The following is an 18,312-nucleotide window of genomic DNA, read 5'->3' on the forward strand; positions in this document are numbered from 1 at the left end:
TCATGTCTTTGAGCAGTTATTTCATTTAGCCAAAAAAGAACGTAGACGTGTTGACTGTAATGGTTTTCGGTTGTCTCCTAAACAAATTCTTTTCCCTTAGCCTGACGGCTATGGTGATAACACCAACTTGGGGAGTGAAAGCTGCAAAGGCATCTTTTGTGCTACGATTTCGTCCATTTTTCGGCCCATAGATTTTGCTATGTTTTTCCCGTCGTTGGTGTTATCACCAACGACCACTTTCCCCTCATGCAAAGTCGGGATTACCCAGACCTGCCACTATCAATACTGAGACGAATAGCTTTCTATTTAGGTTTTAGACGATGACTGGCACATTGCCACTGGTTGATGTAATAAACATACGCAATAAGTCCATTTATAGGCAGCATATACGCTTGCGAACAAAGGGACAAAACTTGTACATTTGTTTTTCAATCAACTTTTGTTCCTGGCTGACTAAACACAGGCTATCTGCACAACAAAAAGCAGATGGATGTTGTGTGCAATCATATTTTGAAACTGCGATTTAATGAAAGATATTTATCATGCTGACTTTGTAAGACAACTGTTTAACAGTATGTCTGCTTCCTATGAGCGTATGAATTTTATTACTTCATTTGGCTTCTCTTTGCTTTGGAGAAAGCAATTCATTGACAAAGTAGGTTATGATAATTCACAAGTCGAAGTTTTGGACTTACTTTCAGGATTAGGGGAAAACTGGACTACCTTAATTAAACGATTTCCAAATGGCAATTTTCAAGCTGTAGACTTTTCTGAAATAATGTATAACAAAAGTCAAGTAAAGAATTTCAAGAAGTTTGGAAATCGATTTACAGTTCATAAACAAGATATTTTAGAAAATAAATTGCCTTCTGCAAAGTTTGACATTGTGACCTGTGCTTTTGGCTTAAAGACATTTAATGACAAACAAATTGAAATTTTTGCCTTTACATTAAAAAGAATTTTAAAGGATAACGGCCGATTTAGTTTTATTGAGGTTTCTACGCCAACAAATAAGGTATTGCTTACTTTTTATAGATTTTACTTAAAACATTGTATTCCATTTCTAGGAAAAATATTTTTAGGGAATCCAAGTGACTACAAAATGCTATGGCTTTATACTGAAAAGTTTGAAAACTCAAGAAAGGTTAAAGAAGCTTTTGAAAAACAAGGTTTGATAGTGGACTTTAATGAATATTTTTTTGGTTGTGCCACAGGAATAAGCGGCAAAAAGAATAGCTGTGCAGTATAAAATAAAAATCTTATCAGTAATCTGACCAAACCTTGTGTAACTGCTGGATTTGATGAGGTACTGATAAGATTTAAAAACTTGTAACTATCACAGATGTCATTGTAGTCGCCGTACAATCAGGCTATTGACCAGCTCAAAAAAGCGAGGAGGCAAGTAGGTGCGCCAATTTTCGATTTGTAAGGTTCCTCCAAAGTTGATGTAGTAGTCCAGGTGAAATTTTTTCCACTCTGCTTCTACAAAGTCACGAAAGCTTACTGCTGCAATCCAGCCATCTTCTACTTCTTCAAACCATTCGGCATAGTATTCATCATCAGAGCCGTGGAAGTTAAGAAGGTTTTCACCGATAAGGATATATTTCTTTATTCCTTCACCCACCAGATGGTCAATTACATTTCGTTTGAAATACATGACATCGTTGTGCAGGGTATCATTCCATTCGCCAAACATTTCTATGATGGTGAACTCCCGGTCGTAGTCTGTATAGAGAATCTTACAATATAACGTTTCTGAGCCAAACTCATCCCAGAGCGGATGGATGTAATATCCATATACATCGTGTTCATACTCATTAAAGTTATATTCCCGGCCATAAAACGGACTACGTTCGTCTTCTGCTGCTATATAATAGGTTTCCCAGTTGTAAGAAGGTTCAATATCGTGCATAGTGTATCTCCTTATTTGATTGTATGTGTTTGACTGGATACTTTGCTATCTGGTTTTCTATCAGAGATTGTGAAATGCATCAATCGCTTTACGTACACTGCCATGTTTTTCCAGTAGTTCAGCAGCCTGTTTCTCTTCAATGTTCAGTTCATCCATCACCATATGAACGGCTCTGTTTACCAGTTTCTCATTACTTAGCTGCATGTCGATCATCTTATTGCCTCTTACCTTTCCTAAACGGATCATTACCGAAGTAGAGATCATATTCAAGGCTAACTTCTGAGCAGTACCTGATTTCATACGTGTACTACCTGTAACAAATTCCGGGCCTACTACTACCTCTACAGGGTAGTTGGCCTGTTCTGCTACTTTGCTACCTGCATTACAGACAATACATCCTGTAACTATAGCGTGGGCATTGGCATCCCGTAAGCCCCCAATCACATAGGGTGTGCGTCCTGAAGCTGCAATACCAATAAGTGCATCTTTCTCAGTGATCTGATAGGCTTGTAAATCTTTCCATGCCTGTTCAAAATCATCTTCTGCTTTTTCTACAGACTTGCGAATGGCCCCATCTCCACCAGCTATAATACCAACAACCAGTCCATGTGGGACACCATAGGTAGGTGGGCATTCAGATGCGTCTACCACACCCAGACGTCCGCTGGTACCTGCACCTATATAGAATAAACGACCACCGTTTTGCATTCGTTCTACAATGGCGTCTACTAATTTTTCAATCTGTGGAATTGCTTTCTCTACTGCAAATGGCACTGTTTTATCTTCCTGATTGATTCCAATGAGCAGTTCACGGGTAGAGAGTGTTTCCAGGTTAGTATAATGAGAGGGAGATTCTGTCGTAAGCATAGATGTATTTTTTGTAAGTATGACATAACTGTCCCATATGTGCGTGTAACTAACGACTAGTGGGTACGGGAGGTAAAGTTTGCAATTTTGTCAGGCAAAGGCAACCGAAACGTTCAGAAAACATACAGAAAAATATAGTCTGCCTATTTCTGATCATTCTTTGCATACGTTGCTGGTGTTGCCCGTTGTTGGTGTTATCACCAACAACGGGCAACACCAACAACGGGCATATAATGCGACAGGCAGTGTCTGGCAACTACCTGGTTATGGGGCTGATAAGGTACAGCTTATACCTAGCCCAGGTGGTGAATAGTAGTCTCCCGGAAGGCTTTGGGTGTAGTGCCTTCATATTTGCGGAATAGCTTGAAAAAATAATTCGTATTGTTAAAGCCAGACCGGAAACATACCTCTGTGATAGGCACCAATGGATCGGCTAGTAGCTTTTTGGCGAGTTTGAGGCGTTCCTGGATAATAAATTCGACAGGAGTAAGACCAAATTCCCGTTTAAAGTAGCGGAAGAAGTTAGGTTTGCTCATACAGGCCAGATCGCTGAGCCGGTCAATATTCAGGTTCTCAGCCAGGTTTTCCCGTATATACGCAGCAATGTAGGCAAAGCGATGATTGTTGAGGTATTTTTTGTAATTATCCAGAATCAGGTGTCGGGCCTGTGTTTGCATAAGCCGGATGAGTAGTTCTTTAAGCGTAAAGCTGGCAAGTACCTCTTTTGCACCTATATTTTCGCGGCTCACATGTACCAGCCGGTCTACCGCATTGGTAATCTCAAATGTGTTTTGCAGATGAAATGCACTCATGTCTATACGCCACATATCATTATCTTCTGCTTTAGGAAACTTCTCATTGAGCAGACCGATGGTTTCTTTTAATACTTCTCCATTTACTGCTAGGGCAATGCATTGTGTAGGATTTTGCTGACTGGCATCCGGAAAGTCGATGATCATTTCCTCTTTCTCTGGCACTATAACAGACTCTCCTGGCAGGTAATCAAAATGTTCACTCCCAAAAAGATGCATCACCTTTTTTCCGCGCAGCATGGTTGTGAGCACGAGGTCATTGAAGCAAAGTCGCACGTTTTTACTTTGTTGATGCGTCTCAAACACATTGAGTTCACACTGATTCAGTGTATACACAGAGCGGTGTTCTACCAGTGTTTGTAATTCTGTCAATGGACTTAAACCAATGGGATGAAGTTTGTGACTGGTTTCCATTTCCTGAATATTTTTAGTGAGTAGACAGTTTTGATTACAGATTTAGCATCAGACAATGGTCTAATTTACCCATTGCCAGTATAGTATAAGAACGTATAAATTCGGCTATAGCAGATGATAGAAAGGTGTATAAATAGTTTGATACAATTGTTCCCAACTGTGATACGATAGTACCCTTTTTTGAGAAAAATACAAAATAACTTTGGAAAAATTACAAACGACTGTCAATGCTTTAGTAACGAAACCATACAGTCATTCATTGTATTTCTCACAAAATCACTTTTAACATCATGGAAACCTTAGCAGTAAGTGAACGGCTGGTAGCTCGCCCAAAATTCAAGGAACGTTATGATAATTTCATTGGCAACGAATGGGTTTCTCCAGTTAAAGGAGAGTATTTTGATAATATCTCACCCATTGATGGACGGTCGTTTACGAAGGTAGCACGGTCAACCAAAGAAGACATAGATCTCGCTTTAGATGCTGCTCATAAGGCGTTTGTAACATGGTCTAAATCCTCTGTGACGTATCGTAGCAACATTCTGTTAAAGATTGCTGATATCATGGAGAAAAATCTGGAGTATCTGGCTGCCGTAGAAACCGTGGATAATGGAAAGCCAATTCGGGAAACCAAAGCAGCAGATCTTCCACTGGCGGTTGATCACTTCCGGTACTTTGCTGGTTGTCTGCGTGCAGAAGAAGGCACTGTTTCTGAACATGATGAGAATACCTTATCCATGCAGTTGCATGAGCCTATCGGTGTAGTGGGACAGATTATTCCCTGGAACTTCCCCTTGCTGATGGCTGCCTGGAAGCTGGCTCCTGCCCTGGCAGCAGGATGTACAGTAGTAATGAAGCCAGCAGAACAGACGCCTGTGGGTATTCTGATACTGATGGAACTGATTAAAGATGTATTGCCTGCCGGAGTTGTAAATATTGTAACAGGGTTTGGACCGGAAGCAGGTAAGCCACTGGCACAGTCACCTCGTATTGCCAAAGTTGCATTCACAGGTGAAACCACTACTGGCCGGTTAATTCTGCAATATGCTTCTGAAAATATCATTCCGGTGACTATGGAGCTGGGAGGGAAGTCGCCTAATATATTCTTCCCAAGTGTGATGGATGCAGATGATGAGTTTTTTGACAAATGTCTGGAAGGAGCTGCCTTCTTTGCCTTGAATCAGGGAGAGGTATGTACCTGTCCTTCCCGTATACTGGTGCATGAAAGTATCTATGACAAATTTATCAAACGGGTGGTAGAACGGGTTGAGAAAATTAAGATGGGCAATCCGTTAGATCCGGATACTATGATGGGCGCACAGGCTTCGAAAGACCAGTACGAGAAGATTCTGAACTATATTGATATTGGCAAAGAAGAAGGCGCTGAATTATTAACAGGTGGAGGTGCACAATACATTGACGATGTAAAAGATGGATATTACATTAAGCCAACCATCTTCAAAGGACATAATAAGATGCGTATCTTCCAGGAGGAGATTTTTGGTCCTGTAACGGCCGTTACTACATTTAAAACTACCGAAGAAGCTATAGCAATCGCCAACGACAGCCTGTACGGATTAGGAGCAGGTGTGTGGACTCGTGATGCACATGAAATGTTTAAGGTTCCGCGTGCTATCCAGGCGGGCCGTGTATGGGTCAACTGCTACCATGCTTATCCGGCACATGCTCCGTTTGGCGGGTATAAAAAGTCTGGTTTTGGACGAGAAACCCATAAAATGTCTATGAATCAGTATCGTCAGACGAAGAACATGCTGATTTCGTATGACAAAAATAAACTTGGGTTTTTCTAAGTTATTTTTCTGCTCTTGCATGAGGGGAAACAACTCGTTGGTGATAACACCAACGAGGGGCAGGATTTGAGACAACCTCTACCTTATTTCTCAGCTCTTCTGCCGCATGAGGTGGATTTTACAAGTAATGAACAATCAGATTATGGAAATGGAACATATAAAATCTTCTTCAGCGGCAGAGAGCAGAGAAACTGTAGCACGAGTGTCTGTAACAGATGCGGCTGCTCAGGTTATTGATACACTTAGAGAAAAAAACGGAGAACTCATGTTTCACCAGAGTGGTGGGTGTTGCGATGGATCACAGCCTATGTGTTTTGCCAAAGGAGAGTTTCGGGTTGGTAGTAATGATGTATGGATAGGCACTATTCATGGCTGTGATTTCTTTATGAATACCGACCAGTTTGAATACTGGAAGCATACACATCTCACCATTGACATCACCCCTGGACGGGGTTCAAGCTTTTCTCTGGAAATTCCTTTGGGGTTACGGTTTATTGTTAAATCACGTTTGTTTACAGCAGAAGAATCAGAAAATCTACCCTCTGTACTAAACGGAGAAGAGTATCTGGCTCAACAAAAGTAGACAAAGAGACGGTTACATGGAAAATCCTATGGCTCTCTGGCGGTAGGATTTTTTGTTGTTTTTACCATAAACTTACATAGTACAATACATCTGTAGCTGCGAGTAATCGGAAGAACAAGTCTGTGGCTTTTCTACTGGCAAACGGGAAATGGAAAAATATTTTTGTAAGTAAAAATGACTTATTTTTTTTACAAATGTCTGTTAATTAATTTATTATGATAGTATAAGGAAATGTGCATTAGGCCGGGGTATTAACATAATGATGTGAGTAGGCTTGTTAGTCTGCTCTTTATTGTTTTACTTGAGGCAAAACAAAGAAAAAGAATTCTCTAAAACGAGATATCATACATCGTCAAGGCTAGCTGTATAATTGAGTTTGAGAATTAAACCCAGACAGCTTGTGTTTATCTAAAAAAAGTAAGAAAGCTACACCTTTCTGCTTCTCTACTCTTAAAAACTCAAATAATTTTCAAAACCCGATACTAACTACTTTTATACACGATTTTGAAAAGTAGTATATAGAATATATGGATGTACGATTTAAGTTATATAATACACAGGGTATACCTGCCTGGAAAGTAGAACAGAGTGAAGCAAATTTTAAAAAGCATTATAGTAAACACTTAAAAAAGATAGAGGAGCTGCTCGTTCAGAAAGGTGAATCTGAGACTCCTGTTGAGATAAAAATAGATATTGATCTTAAAAATGGTAAAATATTTCCGCCCATAGTTCATGTTGGTACAGAAACAGACAAAGATCTGGATAAATACCAGGAGCTAAAAAAGGAGATACTTTCAATACTCCCTGCATAAACCTCTTAAACTTTACTTGGATGAAAAACAGAAAAGAAGCAATTCCTGCAAGTGCTGCATACATGCAGAATACAGAATCTGTATACGCGAAGATCAAACAACTGGTCAAAGGCGAGAAAACGGATAAGGATAAAGATGATACCGATGAGCACGAAAAAGATAGATCAAAAGACGACGAATAAAGAAAGCCGTTTATGAAGTTGTATAGCAACTGCTATGCGAAATAGGTAATCTCAAAAGGATTACCTATTTTTCTTTTTTATAGGGTCTAATCATAGAGGAATCTATTATGTTCTCGAGGAATCTATTATGTTCTCTTTGATCTGTTTTTGAAATAGAATTATGAAGCCTGCTATTCCTGTTTACGATATTTGTGCCATAGCTCAAAAAACGATAGATGAAAACGACCTGTTGATTGAACGTTTCTCTGTGTATTTACAAACCAGAAAAAAGCTATGGTTGCCTCACCGACATTCTTTTTATCATCTGGTGATGTTTACCAAAGGGGGAGGAGGACATACAATTGACTTCGTTCAGTTTCCTGTAGTGCCATTTCAGATTTATTTCATGATTCCGGGACAGGTACATAGCTGGGATTTTGAGGGAGAGATGGATGGATATGTCATTAATTTCTCGTCTGAATTTTTCCAGCCCTTTCTGAAAGATCCTGATTATCTGGACCAGTTTTCTTTTTTTAAGGGAAATTGTGAGAACTCGGTTGTGTCGCTGACAGAGTCTGAGAGAGAACGAATTGTAACGCTATTTGAGCATATGCTGGAAGAGTCTGCATTGGAAGACAAGGGAAAAACAGATATCATACGGACACTGTTGCTGGAATTATTCATGAGAGTAGATCGTATAGTATTGTCTTCCACACCACAATTATCTAAACATCATTCCAATTACCACACACTCAGAGAGTACCAGCGATTGATAGATCTGCATTTTGCTACATTAAAGCTACCAGGTGAGTATGTTTCCTTCCTGAATGTAACGGTTGATCACTTGAATGAGATTTGTAAAGAGTTCTTGGGGCAGTCATCCGGGCAACTTATTCGCAATCGCATCCTGTTGGAAGCAAAGCGCTTATTGGTTAATGCCGATTTGAGTATCTCAGAAATTGCCTATCAGCTTAACTTCAGTGATAATTCTTATTTTACGAAATTCTTCAAAAAGTACACACAGATTACGCCTGAAAGCTTTAGAAAACAGGCACTTATCAAGGTGGTTTAGCACTTTTGGGTAAATAAACACAGCACATAGAATGGTTTTTTTCTAAAAAGATGCTATTTTTTTTGTGCCCTAATGTAAAAAATATATTTTTGCACTCGCAAAATGGTCCCGTAGCTCAGCTGGATAGAGCAACTGCCTTCTAAGCAGTCGGTCACACGTTCGAATCGTGTCGGGATCACCTTGTTAACCAAAGGCTTACATTAATCTGTAAGCCTTTCTTGTTTTAGTGTACATAAGAATATAGAATATCAAGCCCTAATCTCTTTTAGAATATGTACAGGTAAGTCCAATTCTGACTAAGTTATTGTCCACATCCCTGCTTAAAATAGAGTTCATACCCAAACAGAGAACGCCACTCAATGTTATATTCGGGAATACCAAGCTACTTGAGCCATGCTGAGAAGAAGCTGGGACAGTCTTTATTATCAAACTGGTTATGTCCGGCAATCTTTATATTCGGGCAGTTTAGTGTATAATCATGTATTGGAATTTCATACAGATTGGTGGCTAGTTATCCGTAGTAATTTATTGAAAGAGAACAAGACGGGTTCTTCCCTAGATCTGTGTTATTACCTGCCTGGATAAGATTGGCATAGATATTTTGTATTTGTAATTGAGAATACATAGAGAATGCAAGCCCATAATCTGATTTACTAAACAGGTTATCATAAATTATATAAAGGAGTATTCTACTCACAATACAGCTATGGAAATTCTAAAATTTAAAATGCCTAAACATTCAGTTGATACACAGAGACAGCTTGCGCCAATACTAAATAAAGAAAAAGGGGTTATGCATTGGAATCTAAATACAAACTATCATATCCTGACTGTTTCCGGAGAGAATATCAATCCTGAAAAGATTGAGAAGTTAATAGAATCATTAGGCTTGCAGGTTGATCTTATGCATGTGTTTGGAGTTAGTGGGGTCGGTTTATAGCTCTTATCTTGTCCCATATGTTTGCTGGAGAGAATGTTTGTATATGAAGAACACACTCCTCTTTATCTTTCTGGAAGAATCTTCGCGCCAAGTTGTGACAGGTATGATGTGAGCTGGACAGGCGTGATAAGACCAGCAACCTTACCAATTGGACTATATACTTTTTCTCGGGAACTGAAATATAACTACAGATTAGAAGCTATGCTAGTAGTTTAATTCTATTATATTTTCTTCCTATGTTAGCTGTCTGAGAAATTTACCTATGAGACCCGCCGTCGGGTATCAAATATATCCAATAATCTGTCTAGTTCTGAAATAGGTAAATGTCCCAGACGCATAATAGACGAACAGAGTGACGTTAGTTCTGCACTCAGTTGCAACGTAATATCCAGCATCTCTCTACTGAGTTCAAATTCTTCCCTGATCACATCCCAGTCCTTGTCGTGTTTGATAAATGCAGGCAAGAGGATAATTTTTTTGAATGCCAGTGCATCCCGTAGATAGGCGCAGAACAAAGAATGTATCTCTGGTTCCCTTAAAATAGGTTTTATTGCCTTAAACAACGCAAAATCAATCAGGCTCTCATTCATAGAGGATGAAGTTTGGTTTTACATGCTTATTGTCTTGTTAATCAAGCAAATGTTGAAAAAAAAATGATGCCTAACTGCTAATTTTTATCAGGAAAAGATAAAATAAATGAGACAGGAAAGTTTATTTAAAAGATAATTCATAACGAATATGTCGTTACTAATATGTTACTATATGTGGTTAGATATGTTGCCGTCAGTTGTATAATCTTAGACTCGCTTATATCTACTGTTTTTTGTTTTTCTGTTAAACAACTTCCGGTTTATAATGCAGAAATAGCATTTTTTATATTTTAATTGGATTTTAATCTCCTAAATTATCACTTTTGTAACTTTATATCTACTAATAGATAAACAGAGGTTTGTAGGTACTTCAGGAAGTTATAAAGCCTACTAAATGATCAGCTAACTATAAAGTTTGATATACAATAAAGTGAAACCTATATATACTGTAAAATATGACTGAGAAGGTATACATTTTTTGCAGTGATACGATAAGAGGTTGTCTAAAAGAACTGGTATCGTAGTTTGCCAGATCTTATTTTTTGATCCATAGGAAGCTATGTGTGAGAATGAACGAATTTTTATTTATAGACTATTCACATGAGCCGGAATAAATTAGTTGCAGTCGTGATTCCTGTACATGAGGCAACACCTGACGCAAATGAAACATTGGTACTGGGATATTATTTGAAGCTTTTTGCTCAGTATCCGATTGTGTTTGTAACACAGTCTGATCTGGATACAGGATTTTATGAGCAGATGATCCATGAGTCCAGTCACCCAAACTGTAGTTTTGAACGCTTTGAGTACAAAGGGTATGATGAGTATATGCACCTGTTGGTATCAGAAGCCTTCTATGCTCGGTTTCTGGAGTATGAGTATATGCTTATGACTCACCTGGATGCGTTTGTGTTTAATGCGGATCTGGAGCACTGGTGCAAACTAAATTATGATTATATAGGGGCAGTAGTCTATCATAAAACCTATGTGAGAGAATATGTTGCCTCTTCACGTATACTACAAACACTACATAAATTCAGATTATTGCGTAAACACCCTTTGCAAAAAGGAGGGCTTTCACTCCGGAAAGTCCGGACATTTTACCGCAATAGCCGTTTGTTTAAGCCAGTTATTCGACTTACAGACATTTTTTATACAGAAGACTTCTTCTGGAGTGTCAGAGTGCCTTTACTCAATCCTTTCTTTCGGGTTGCGCCTACAAAAGTAGCACGCCACTTTGCTATTGAGTTGCCAGATGCCCGAAGCAAGGACTTCGATCCTTTTGTGAATAGACTATATCATCTGCCTATGGGATGCCATGGATGGAAAGTATATGGGTATACTTTCTGGAAGTCATTCCTAGAGACATTTATGCATAAACACTTAGTTGATACAGGTAAGGAAGATTAAGTTATCTAGCTAGCATGTAGTAATAGAGATGTGCACCCGGAATAGCTAAGGTCCTTTACTAACTATATCCTGGTGGTACTGATACAATTAGTGAACATAGCTGGTATCAGTATTGGTATTTTCCGTAGTTGAAAAGCATTTGTTTTTCAGCTTATCAGTGTATTCTTCTCCAAATGATAAACTACTATCGCTGCCAGATGGCCTTCAGGTGTAATGTCTTTGATTTCTTTGACCTGATAGCCTTCCTTAAGTGCTGCTTCCAGCTCAAGGTATGGAATCAGGTTTTGTGAAGAGTTATACAGCAGTTGTTCTACACCGTACATTTGGACGGTAACAGTTTTCGATTTCATAATAGAGTTGGTTATGTGGTTAGGGAAAGTTAAAAGAAATAGTTTGTAAAATCAAGATTATCAGGATATTATATTTTGATTGCATGCTTGTCGATACAAAAGTTATGACAACTTGCTACTAGGCGAAGAGGTAGTTCTGTCTCAAATACCAGGAATATAGTCTAATGTGCTGATTTAAAGAGCATAAAAGATAAAAAACGACAAGAAAAGATACAAGCAACAGAGATAACTTCTATCTTTCTGCTATTCTTTGTAGTACCCATTTTCCAATCCCCATGTTGTTAGTATCACCAACGTGCATGATGAAAAATAACTCGTTGGTGATAATATTAATGATGGACAAAATACGAGAACCCTACTTTTTTCTTAATTCTATTCTAACAATCCCTAAACAACAATTCGTATGAAAACACATGGTATAGGAGTCGTTATCATTTTAACATTTACATTTTTTACTATGGCAACATCTGTATTCGCACAAGGCGATAAAGCAAGCCGCCCCAGTCCACCCGCAACCGCAACAGGTAAGATCGGTGCGGCTACTGTTACAATCAATTATAGCAGCCCATCTGTAAAGGGGAGAAAAGTATGGGGAGATCTGGTTCCTTATGACAAAGCATGGAGAGCAGGGGCAAATGAGGCAACTATATTTGAGACAGATAAAGAGATTAAAGTAGCTGGTAAGGCCTTGCCTGCTGGAAAATACAGCCTGTTTGCTGTTCCGGGAGAGAAAGAGTGGAAAATAATTTTTAACTCTGAGACAGGACAGTGGGGAATTAAACGTACTGGAGAAGCCAACCACGACCCGGCAAAAGATGTATTGACAGTAGCTGTAAAGCCTACAAAGTCTGCAATGACTGAAAAGCTACTATATGAAGTAAATAAAAACAATGTGACTCTTAAATGGGAGACGGTCGCTGTTCCTATTCCAGTTCAATAATCTACTAGGACACTTCATCAATCAAAAAGCCAGCTTGTTATATAGCTGGCTTTTTGATTGATGAGATTTTTCAATAGCAATTATATATCACATAACATAACTGCCTTTTTCAGAGAAGTCAATTGGCCTTGAGGTTCTTTAGGTGTAGGCACAAACTCCTGTGCAACAAAGCCTTTGTAGCCAGTTTCAAGAATTGCTTTCATCACTGCCGGATAGTAAATCTCTTGTGTCTCATCTATCTCATGTCTACCCGGATTACCACCTGTATGATAGTGTGCAATGTATTTACTGCTTTCTTTGATGGTACGAATGATATCACCTTCCATAATCTGCATATGGTAGATATCATATAAGAGCTTGAAGTTGTCAGAACCTATTCGTTTACATAGCTCTACTCCCCAGGATGTACGATCACACTGATAATCTTTGTGATTTACCTTGCTGTTAAGCAGTTCCATTACCATTGTCACCTTATGCTTTTCAGCTATAGGCATTAGCTTCTTTAGTCCAAGAGCCGCGTTTTCAAGGCCCTGTTCCTCTGTTTTACCATTACGGTTTCCTGAAAAGCAGATAATGGTACTAAAACCCGCCGCAGCTACTTTAGGAATCATCTCTTCGTAGCTCTTTATTAACGTTTCGTGGTATTGCGGATCATTAAAGCCTTTTTCGATACCTAAGCCAGCACCCCACGGCATGGCAGAAACAAGACCATATTTCTTTAACACCGGCCACTCCTCGGGACCCACAAGGTCAATGGATTTAATACCCATCTCTTTGGCGGCTTTGCAAAGGTCTTCAAGTGGAATTTTATCATAGCACCAGCGACATACCGAGTGATTGATATTTCCTTTAAGAGGTCGCGCTGCTTCTGCATTTTGTGTGTTTTCCATGGCAAGAGAGGGAAGCGAAGTAAGTAAAGCCGTGCCACCAAGCATTTTTTTGGCAACAGACCGACGGGTAAGTTTAGCTGACATAAATCTATAGGTGAAAAGTGAAATCTTCTGGTAGGATGCAGGTAAGAGATGTCTCTTACCTGCAGTAAGTTACTATATTACAATTCACGAATACGGATGTTGCGAAATGATACCACATCTCCATGATCCTGCAAACCGATATGTCCTTTCGCATATTTATTGAATCCTTCCCAGGTAGCAAACTTGCTATCCTTTACCATATTTGCCCAGTCTGTACCACTCAGATTGTATTCCACAACCTTGGTTCCGTTTGTCCAGTGTTCTGCATGATTGTTTTTAACAACAATACGAACCTTGTTCCACTGTCCTGCCGGATTTGCTTTTTTGCTGGGAGGCAACATATCATATAAGGAACCTGCTGTACGGTTGTTGTTTTTTCCTGCCTTTGCATCCGGGTGTCTTTCATCATCCAGAATCTGTACTTCAGGGCCAGTCAGATAAGGAACTTTGTATTTTTCGTCTTCATGTACACGATAGAAAATACCACTGTTGCCACCTTCTGCTATTTTCCACTCCAGTTCCAATTCAAAGTTTTCATATTCTTTATCAGAAACCAGATCTCCGCCACCTTTCCCACTTAAAGTAAGCACACCATTTTCTACAGTCCAGGCAGAAGACACATCCTTTTTAAGGTAGTTGTGCCATCCTTTTGTGGTTTTGCCATCAAACAGGCTTTCCCATTTACCTGGTTTCACCTTAGCTTCCGGATTGACAAAAGACGCCATCAGAAAGCTGGCCAGTACAAAAGAGAAAGAAAATAAGATTTTCATAATCAGATTGTTTACGTGTGAATGTGATGAACTACTGTCAGTTCGGAAATAAACCGTATATGACACTTCTCAAATATATAACGTTGGAAGTGCCTGATCTTTATTTAAGAATTATAATCCCAATACTTTTTTATTGAACTCTTCATCTGCACCCATTCCTGCAAAGTCATCAAATGCCCGTTCTGTAACACGTATGATATGATTTTCAATAAACGGTGCTCCTTCTGCTGCGCCTTGTTCAGGATGTTTAATCGCACACTCCCATTCCAGTACAGCCCAGCTATCATAGTCATACTGAGCCAGCTTGCTGAATATGCCACTAAAGTCTACCTGACCATCACCCAGAGAGCGGAAGCGTCCTGCCCGTTCTACCCATCCCTGAAAACCACCGTACACTCCTTGCTTACCTGTAGGATTAAACTCAGCATCCTTTACGTGGAAAGCTTTGATACGTTCGTGGTAAAAGTCTATAAACTGAAGATAATCTAGTTGCTGTAATACAAAATGGCTGGGATCATAGTTGATGTTAGCTCTTGTATGGTTGTTGGTGTGTTCAAGGAACATTTCAAATGTAATCCCATCATGTAGATCTTCGCCCGGATGTAATTCATAACACACATCTACTCCAGCTTCATCAAATGCATTCAATATAGGTATCCAGCGGTTGGCCAGTTCTTTAAATCCTGTTTCTACCAGACCTGCAGGGCGTTGAGGCCATGGATACATAAAAGGCCATAGTAGAGCACCAGAAAAGGTAGGATGTGCTTTAAGTCCCAGGTTCTGACTGGCTTTGGCAGCCCATTTTAGTTGCTGGGTAGCCCATGCCTGCTGGTCCTTAGGTTTGCCTGCCAGTTCAGCCGGACCAAATCCGTCGAACATAGCGGCATAGGCAGGATGAACTGCTACTAACTGTCCTTGCAGGTGAGTGGCCAGTTCAGTAATTTCTACACCAATATCTTTTAATTTTCCTTTTAGTTCATCACAATATGTTTTGGATTCGGCAGCTTGTTTTAAATCAATACAGCGACTATCCCAGGTAGGGATCTGAATGCCTTTATAGCCCAGTGATGCCATATAGCGGGCAATGGATTCTAACGAATTGAAGGGTGCTTGGTCACCCAGAAACTGAGCCAGAAAGATCGCAGGTCCTTTGATGTTTTTCATTGGAAATGGTTGTTGAAATAAAAAGAATAGCAAAGTTAGTTTACAGAAAAGTGCAATCTGTGTCAAAAACGGTTGCTTTGCAAATTGCGAAAAAATTGCCTGTTTTTATTATTTTCTTGCAAAAAAACAAGGATTGGCAAAAATGTCAGAGAGACAATGGGTTAGTCGCTAACTGATAAGAAATAATAGACCCAGGATTACATAACTGTATATTTTCGGGAGGATATGCAGGTGCTGGCAGTTGTATCTGTTGAATATAGTAGCTTATCAGGTTTTTGTTTGTTAAACTTCTTATTTGCCCGTTGTTGGTGTTATTCACCAACAACCACCTTCCCCACAGTTCATGGTGGTCTTATCACCAAGATGGGAGGCGAATTTTGTCAGGAGGCAGGTAGTAGCTGATGAGATAGAAAAACAAAAGAGCCGGATGGTAAGTCCAGCTCTTTTATCGTTGTAGTAGGCAGTCTAAATATATCCAGGCTGCAATTTCTGATAGCGGTTGAAATAACTTGGGAGTGTTTTGTTTATAAGCACATCCACAATCCAATGAGTAGTATCATTACCAGCTTAGCCAGTTGACAGTACAACAGTGGTAAATGCGAAATTTGTCTGATAGTTTTCATAGTTGAAAGAATTATAATCACGAGGTATTTAATCTGTCGCAATACATCTATTGGTAAATGTAAGCTAAGCATTTGTAACCTCCCTCTTAAAATACTTTTTACACTACAACTATTATCAAATAATGTGCCAGTTTTGATTTCTGGGTCTGACCAGCCTTGTGTTTAACAACTTTCCGTAGATTGATTACGTATAGTCTTTCATTTCAGGAGTTTTTTCTATATTTCTGCCTTGATTCTTGCTTTTCTATTCCTAAACGTGACTATATGTGTCCAATTAATTACCCATACCTGCGAAGTTTTATAGTTTTTGGATTTTTGTTGGCCGGAGTTTTTGGTGCTCATGCACAAAGTGCTTATGCCCCTCTTAATTCAGATTATTACCATCTGGTAGAGCGTTATGAAATTAAGTCTGGAAAGTTTGCTGAGGGTATGCATACACAGATAAGACCTGTATTGCGACAAGCTATTGTGCAACTCACTGATACTGTAGTTCAGAATAACAATTTCCTATCAGACAGAGACAGATTTAACCTGACATACCTGCGCAATGATAGCTGGGAGTGGGCTGGTGATAGTGCTGATAGTGATAGCCGTAAACCGATTTTAAAACATTTTTACAAGAAAAAGTCAGATCTGTTCTCCTATCAGGATGAGGATTTTGATCTACATATAAACCCAGTTATTTACTTTGCTGGCGGGGGAGAGAGTGGGACAAAGAGCGGAAATTATTTTACCAATACCAGAGGTCTAGAACTTCGTGGCATGATCAGTAAGAAAATCGGGTTCTATACATTTATTGCCGATAACCAGAGTACTTTTCCTACTTATGTTCAGGATTTAATGAATCAGTACTATGCGGTGCCTCAGGAAGGATACTGGAAATTATGGAAATCGGGAAATAAAGGAGGCAGAGATTTTCTAACTGCCCGTGGCTATATTACCTTTCATGTGGCCAAACCTATCATGATCCAGTTTGGTCAGGATAAAAACGTTATTGGCAGCGGCTATCGTTCGCTGGTGCTTTCTGATTTTGCAGGCGCCTATCCCTTTCTGAAAATCAATACAAAGGTGTGGAAGCTAAACTACATGAACCTGTATGCACAGATGACTGCCGATACTCCTCCAGGTGCCAGAGATTATCTGCGATCTAAGAAATATTTTGCCTTTCACCATCTGAGTATAAATCTGACAAAAAACTTAAATGTAGGTGTTTTTGAGTCTATTATGTTTGGCCGTCCAGATGATCGTCGCCGCTTCCGGTATGACTTCCATTATTACAACCCGATTATTTTCTATCGGTATGTAGAGCAACAATTAGGTAGTGACGATAACGCCGGACTGGGTATGGACTTTAAATGGAATATCAAACGTCATGTGCAGCTATATGGTCAGGTTATGCTGGACGAGTTCCTGTTGTCTCATGTACGTGCCAGAGATGGCTGGTGGGGCAACAAACAGGCTATTCAGCTTGGAGCCAAATATATAGATGTATTCAATATCCGCAACCTGGACTTACAGACAGAGTTAAATATTGTACGTCCTTACACTTATACTCATACATTGACGAAAGTGCAGAACTCACCAGGTTCTACTGACTCCAGTATGGTGTCATTTACAAATTATGTACACAACAACCTGCCACTAGCTCATCCACTGGGAGCTAACTTTGTAGAATGGATAGGCATTTTGCGTTATCAGCCGATTAAGAAATTGCAGCTAACCGGAAAGTTAATTATTACCAAATATGGGGCTGATCAGGCCAATGGAGATGGTACCACTACCAACTGGGGAGGAAATATCCGGTTAGATTACGATACACACGAAAAAGAATATGGAAACACCATCGGCCAGGGAGTACGTACCAATATAGTGTTTGCCGATATGACAGCTTCCTATATGATAAAGCATAACTTATTTGTGGATGGTAAACTCACTATCCGAAGATTAGATAGTGCATTACCAGAGCGTAATCTGAATTCTGTAATTGCTTATCTAAATCTGCGCTGGAATATTCCTCAACGATTACAGGAATATTAATGTATAGTCTATTTTACAACTTTTGCTAGTTAAAAAGTGTTATTCTCTGTATCAGACATTAAACGTGTAC

The 18,312-nt window shown here is 39.4% G+C and carries 19 protein-coding genes and 1 tRNA gene; 12 read left to right on the top strand and 8 right to left on the bottom strand.

Annotation, left to right across the window (positions count from 1 at the left end; translation table 11 throughout):
• Positions 1-526: 526 nt before the first annotated feature.
• Positions 527-1,249 carry a class I SAM-dependent methyltransferase gene (locus tag QNI15_RS09070; RefSeq protein WP_314031470.1) on the top strand — a complete coding sequence of 241 codons (723 nt, stop codon included), beginning with the start codon at positions 527-529 and terminating at the stop codon, positions 1,247-1,249.
• Between the two features lie 96 nt (positions 1,250-1,345).
• On the opposite strand, the gene QNI15_RS09075 is transcribed toward QNI15_RS09070, so the two are convergent.
• Both QNI15_RS09075 and murQ read right to left on the bottom strand, forming a co-directional pair.
• Positions 1,346-1,912, bottom strand: coding sequence for a hypothetical protein (locus QNI15_RS09075; protein WP_313978790.1), 567 nt, complete (start codon positions 1,910-1,912; stop codon positions 1,346-1,348).
• Positions 1,913-1,972: 60 nt separating this feature from the next.
• Complete coding sequence (gene murQ / locus QNI15_RS09080; RefSeq protein ID WP_314031711.1) at positions 1,973-2,800, bottom strand: N-acetylmuramic acid 6-phosphate etherase; 828 nt, start codon at positions 2,798-2,800, stop codon at positions 1,973-1,975.
• A 58-nt stretch (positions 2,801-2,858) separates the two neighbouring features.
• On the opposite strand from murQ, the gene QNI15_RS09085 reads away from it, so the two are divergent.
• The gene (locus QNI15_RS09085) at positions 2,859-3,092 is read left to right on the top strand and encodes a hypothetical protein (RefSeq protein ID WP_314031471.1); all 234 of its coding nucleotides are present in this window, start codon (positions 2,859-2,861) and stop codon (positions 3,090-3,092) included.
• Here QNI15_RS09085 and QNI15_RS09090 read toward each other — a convergent pair.
• Positions 3,073-4,005: an AraC family transcriptional regulator gene (locus QNI15_RS09090; protein WP_314031473.1), complete on the bottom strand. Its 933-nt coding sequence runs from the start codon at positions 4,003-4,005 to the stop codon at positions 3,073-3,075. The genes QNI15_RS09085 and QNI15_RS09090 overlap by 20 nt on opposite strands.
• Before the next feature lie 290 nt (positions 4,006-4,295).
• Between QNI15_RS09090 and QNI15_RS09095 the strand changes: the two genes are divergently transcribed.
• From QNI15_RS09095 to QNI15_RS09125, 7 genes are all read left to right on the top strand, one after another.
• On the top strand, positions 4,296-5,816 hold the full coding sequence (locus QNI15_RS09095; protein WP_314031474.1) for an aldehyde dehydrogenase family protein: 1,521 nt from the start codon (positions 4,296-4,298) through the stop codon (positions 5,814-5,816).
• 148 nt (positions 5,817-5,964) lie between these two features.
• Positions 5,965-6,399 (top strand): DUF779 domain-containing protein, encoded by a 435-nt coding sequence (locus QNI15_RS09100; protein ID WP_314000484.1) that lies wholly within the window; start codon positions 5,965-5,967, stop codon positions 6,397-6,399.
• A 527-nt stretch (positions 6,400-6,926) separates the two neighbouring features.
• The gene (locus QNI15_RS09105) at positions 6,927-7,211 is read left to right on the top strand and encodes a hypothetical protein (RefSeq protein ID WP_314000286.1); all 285 of its coding nucleotides are present in this window, start codon (positions 6,927-6,929) and stop codon (positions 7,209-7,211) included.
• 20 nt (positions 7,212-7,231) lie between these two features.
• The gene (locus QNI15_RS09110) at positions 7,232-7,393 is read left to right on the top strand and encodes a hypothetical protein (protein ID WP_314000288.1); all 162 of its coding nucleotides are present in this window, start codon (positions 7,232-7,234) and stop codon (positions 7,391-7,393) included.
• A 160-nt stretch (positions 7,394-7,553) separates the two neighbouring features.
• Positions 7,554-8,444, top strand: a complete 891-nt coding sequence (locus tag QNI15_RS09115; protein WP_314031475.1) for an AraC family transcriptional regulator — start codon at positions 7,554-7,556, stop codon at positions 8,442-8,444.
• Between the two features lie 104 nt (positions 8,445-8,548).
• A tRNA-Arg gene (locus QNI15_RS09120) sits at positions 8,549-8,622 on the top strand.
• Between the two features lie 528 nt (positions 8,623-9,150).
• Positions 9,151-9,384, top strand: coding sequence for a hypothetical protein (locus QNI15_RS09125; protein WP_314031477.1), 234 nt, complete (start codon positions 9,151-9,153; stop codon positions 9,382-9,384).
• A gap of 260 nt (positions 9,385-9,644) precedes the next feature.
• Here QNI15_RS09125 and QNI15_RS09130 read toward each other — a convergent pair whose 3' ends face one another.
• Complete coding sequence (locus QNI15_RS09130) at positions 9,645-9,974, bottom strand: hypothetical protein (RefSeq protein ID WP_313978773.1); 330 nt, start codon at positions 9,972-9,974, stop codon at positions 9,645-9,647.
• A gap of 600 nt (positions 9,975-10,574) precedes the next feature.
• On the opposite strand from QNI15_RS09130, the gene QNI15_RS09135 reads away from it, so the two are divergent.
• Complete coding sequence (locus QNI15_RS09135) at positions 10,575-11,384, top strand: DUF5672 family protein (RefSeq protein WP_314031479.1); 810 nt, start codon at positions 10,575-10,577, stop codon at positions 11,382-11,384.
• A 146-nt stretch (positions 11,385-11,530) separates the two neighbouring features.
• On the opposite strand, the gene QNI15_RS09140 is transcribed toward QNI15_RS09135, so the two are convergent.
• A complete protein-coding gene (locus QNI15_RS09140; RefSeq protein ID WP_313978769.1) occupies positions 11,531-11,734 on the bottom strand; it encodes a hypothetical protein in 204 nt (67 codons plus the stop codon).
• 403 nt (positions 11,735-12,137) lie between these two features.
• Here QNI15_RS09140 and QNI15_RS09145 point away from each other — a divergent pair, with 403 nt between their 5' ends.
• Entirely contained in the window at positions 12,138-12,674 is a 537-nt protein-coding gene (locus tag QNI15_RS09145) for a DUF2911 domain-containing protein (RefSeq protein WP_313978767.1), read from the top strand.
• An 80-nt stretch (positions 12,675-12,754) separates the two neighbouring features.
• Here QNI15_RS09145 and QNI15_RS09150 read toward each other — a convergent pair whose 3' ends face one another.
• The 3 genes from QNI15_RS09150 to QNI15_RS09160 form a co-directional block, all read right to left on the bottom strand.
• Complete coding sequence (locus QNI15_RS09150) at positions 12,755-13,648, bottom strand: hydroxypyruvate isomerase family protein (protein WP_314000295.1); 894 nt, start codon at positions 13,646-13,648, stop codon at positions 12,755-12,757.
• A gap of 77 nt (positions 13,649-13,725) precedes the next feature.
• Positions 13,726-14,418 (bottom strand): 3-keto-disaccharide hydrolase, encoded by a 693-nt coding sequence (locus QNI15_RS09155; RefSeq protein WP_313978762.1) that lies wholly within the window; start codon positions 14,416-14,418, stop codon positions 13,726-13,728.
• Between the two features lie 111 nt (positions 14,419-14,529).
• Entirely contained in the window at positions 14,530-15,582 is a 1,053-nt protein-coding gene (locus QNI15_RS09160; RefSeq protein ID WP_314031481.1) for a sugar phosphate isomerase/epimerase family protein, read from the bottom strand.
• Positions 15,583-16,469: 887 nt separating this feature from the next.
• On the opposite strand from QNI15_RS09160, the gene QNI15_RS09165 reads away from it, so the two are divergent.
• The gene (locus QNI15_RS09165) at positions 16,470-18,242 is read left to right on the top strand and encodes a hypothetical protein (RefSeq protein WP_314031482.1); all 1,773 of its coding nucleotides are present in this window, start codon (positions 16,470-16,472) and stop codon (positions 18,240-18,242) included.
• Positions 18,243-18,312 lie beyond the last annotated feature (70 nt).

The sequence above is a fragment of the Xanthocytophaga flava genome (genome assembly GCF_030068545.1).
In the GTDB taxonomy this organism is placed as follows: Bacteria; Bacteroidota; Bacteroidia; order Cytophagales; family 172606-1; genus Xanthocytophaga; species Xanthocytophaga flava.

What these genes read in the sequence shown, in the direction of transcription:
- QNI15_RS09070 (WP_314031470.1), top strand. Translation starts at nt 527, where the DNA reads ATGAAAGATATTTATCATGCTGACTTTGTAAGACAACTGTTTAACAGT.
- QNI15_RS09075 (WP_313978790.1), bottom strand. Translation starts at nt 1,912, where the DNA reads ATGCACGATATTGAACCTTCTTACAACTGGGAAACCTATTATATAGCA.
- QNI15_RS09090 (WP_314031473.1), bottom strand. Translation starts at nt 4,005, where the DNA reads ATGGAAACCAGTCACAAACTTCATCCCATTGGTTTAAGTCCATTGACA.
- QNI15_RS09095 (WP_314031474.1), top strand. Translation starts at nt 4,296, where the DNA reads ATGGAAACCTTAGCAGTAAGTGAACGGCTGGTAGCTCGCCCAAAATTC.
- QNI15_RS09100 (WP_314000484.1), top strand. Translation starts at nt 5,965, where the DNA reads ATGGAACATATAAAATCTTCTTCAGCGGCAGAGAGCAGAGAAACTGTA.
- QNI15_RS09105 (WP_314000286.1), top strand. Translation starts at nt 6,927, where the DNA reads ATGGATGTACGATTTAAGTTATATAATACACAGGGTATACCTGCCTGG.
- QNI15_RS09110 (WP_314000288.1), top strand. Translation starts at nt 7,232, where the DNA reads ATGAAAAACAGAAAAGAAGCAATTCCTGCAAGTGCTGCATACATGCAG.
- QNI15_RS09115 (WP_314031475.1), top strand. Translation starts at nt 7,554, where the DNA reads ATGAAGCCTGCTATTCCTGTTTACGATATTTGTGCCATAGCTCAAAAA.
- QNI15_RS09125 (WP_314031477.1), top strand. Translation starts at nt 9,151, where the DNA reads ATGGAAATTCTAAAATTTAAAATGCCTAAACATTCAGTTGATACACAG.
- QNI15_RS09130 (WP_313978773.1), bottom strand. Translation starts at nt 9,974, where the DNA reads ATGAATGAGAGCCTGATTGATTTTGCGTTGTTTAAGGCAATAAAACCT.
- QNI15_RS09135 (WP_314031479.1), top strand. Translation starts at nt 10,575, where the DNA reads ATGAGCCGGAATAAATTAGTTGCAGTCGTGATTCCTGTACATGAGGCA.
- QNI15_RS09140 (WP_313978769.1), bottom strand. Translation starts at nt 11,734, where the DNA reads ATGAAATCGAAAACTGTTACCGTCCAAATGTACGGTGTAGAACAACTG.
- QNI15_RS09145 (WP_313978767.1), top strand. Translation starts at nt 12,138, where the DNA reads ATGAAAACACATGGTATAGGAGTCGTTATCATTTTAACATTTACATTT.
- QNI15_RS09150 (WP_314000295.1), bottom strand. Translation starts at nt 13,648, where the DNA reads ATGTCAGCTAAACTTACCCGTCGGTCTGTTGCCAAAAAAATGCTTGGT.
- QNI15_RS09155 (WP_313978762.1), bottom strand. Translation starts at nt 14,418, where the DNA reads ATGAAAATCTTATTTTCTTTCTCTTTTGTACTGGCCAGCTTTCTGATG.
- QNI15_RS09160 (WP_314031481.1), bottom strand. Translation starts at nt 15,582, where the DNA reads ATGAAAAACATCAAAGGACCTGCGATCTTTCTGGCTCAGTTTCTGGGT.
- QNI15_RS09165 (WP_314031482.1), top strand. Translation starts at nt 16,470, where the DNA reads ATGTGTCCAATTAATTACCCATACCTGCGAAGTTTTATAGTTTTTGGA.